Source organism: Rhodococcus sp. T9N, from assembly GCF_024436645.1.
GTDB classification, from domain to species: domain Bacteria; phylum Actinomycetota; class Actinomycetes; order Mycobacteriales; family Mycobacteriaceae; genus Rhodococcus_F; species Rhodococcus_F qingshengii.
The window spans coordinates 1-1,748 of the sequence record NZ_JAMSKS010000058.1; the positions used below are offsets into that span (position 1 = coordinate 1).

Below are 1,748 nucleotides of genomic sequence, written 5' to 3' on the forward strand. Positions count from 1 at the left end.
AGGTTCTGGCCCAATTTCCGTGACGGCTCCACCTTCGCGCCGCGTGTTGTTCCGGTAGGAGGTGGACCGTGCGGGAGATGATCGTTCTAGTGTTCTGAGAACTGTTGTGACCTGCGTGTCCTTCTTCCGCATCTGGCGGGTGTCGATATCGATTCGGTCGATGCGACCGCAGGTGGAGTCCGGATTCGTGCGTCGCCGTTGTCGACTTCGGCGAGCTGTCCGACGTGTGGTGTTTCGTCGAAACAGGTCCACAGTCGGTACGAACGAACGCTCGCTGATACGGCTATAGCCGGCCGATCGAGTTACGTCGTCTTGCGGGTGCGTCGGTTTCTGTGCTCGAACAGCGGCTGTGACCGGCGCACATTTGTCGAGCAGATAGACGGACTGACCAAGGCTTACGCACGGACCACTCCGCTGCTGCGCGAAATTCTCGAGAAGATCGCGCTGGCGTTGGCCGGACGGGCAGGATCGAGGTTGGCGTCTACGCTGGGAGTTTCCGTCGGACGCTCTACCTTGTTGCGGCTGGTCCGAGCGTTGCCCGACCCTCCAACCGGTGTGGTGACGGTGCTCGGTATCGATGACTTCGCGCTGCGAAGGCGACATCGGTACGGGACTGTTCTGATCAACATGGACACGCACCGCCCGGTCGATGTTCTCACCGACCGGAAAGCCGGCACCGTCGCCGAGTGGCTCATCGCGCATCCGGGAACGCAGGTGATCTGCCGTGACCGTGCGGGCGCGTATGCCGAAGCAACCCGTGCTGGGGCGCCTGAGGCGATCGAAGTCGCCGACCGCTGGCATCTATGGCACAACCTCGCTGAAGCTGTTGAGAAAACCGTTGCAGCCCATCACCATTGCCTGAAAAAGGAGCCCGAGTTAGAGCCTGAACCTTCGATCGATCGCACCGCGTCGGAGCAACTGAGGATGGCCGCCGAACAGGTACACGCCACCCGTCAGGAGAGTTCGATACTCGCCGTTCGCACGAAGAATCGCTTCGAGGCGGTCACAAATCTAAAGAACGAAGGCATAGGAATCAGAACGATCGCACGGCAACTTGGGTTGGCAAGGGAAACAGTGCGCCGCTTCTACTACGCGAGCAGTGTTGACGAGTTGCTGGGAGCACCACGGGCGGGCCGGCCCACTATGCTGGACGAGTTTGCCGTCCACCTGCACGAACGGTTCAACGACGGGCACACCTCCGCTGCTGCACTTTACGAAGAACTTCGAACATTGGGATATCGCGGCAGCTACAGCTCAGTCCGCGACTACTTGAGACCGCTGCGCACCATCGGCGCTGCGCCGGCCAGAAAACAGGTCCCGAAGGTCCGGCAGATCACCTCCTGGATGTTACGACACCCCGATAACCTCACTGCCGACGAGCAGATCGGACTCAAACAGATCTTCGCCAGCTGCCCACACATCGAAGCAACTGCGGGACATGTCACTTCGTTCGCGGAGATGCTCACCGAACGCCTTGGGAAACAATTGAACTCGTGGATGGCTGCCGTCGCGGCAGATGATCTTCCGCACTTGCATCGCTTCGTTCGAGGACTAGACAGCGACCACGCAGCCGTCCGAAACGGGTTGACCCTGCCCTACAGTTCCGGCGCTGTCGAAGGGCACGTAAACCGGATCAAGATGCTGAAACGGCAAATGTACGGCCGTGCTGGATTCGACTTGCTCCGCAAACGAATACTCCTCAGTGACTGATACTTTCAAAATCGATCACGGAAAGTGGGCCAGAACCA

General features: G+C 59.6%; 1 protein-coding gene. It reads left to right on the forward strand.

Going from position 1 to position 1,748, the window contains the following annotated elements; all coding sequences use genetic code 11:
• Window positions 1–183 precede the first annotated feature (183 nt).
• Window positions 184–1,710: an ISL3 family transposase gene (locus M1L53_RS32970; protein WP_261949503.1), complete on the forward strand. Its 1,527-nt coding sequence runs from the start codon at window positions 184–186 to the stop codon at window positions 1,708–1,710.
• Window positions 1,711–1,748 lie beyond the last annotated feature (38 nt).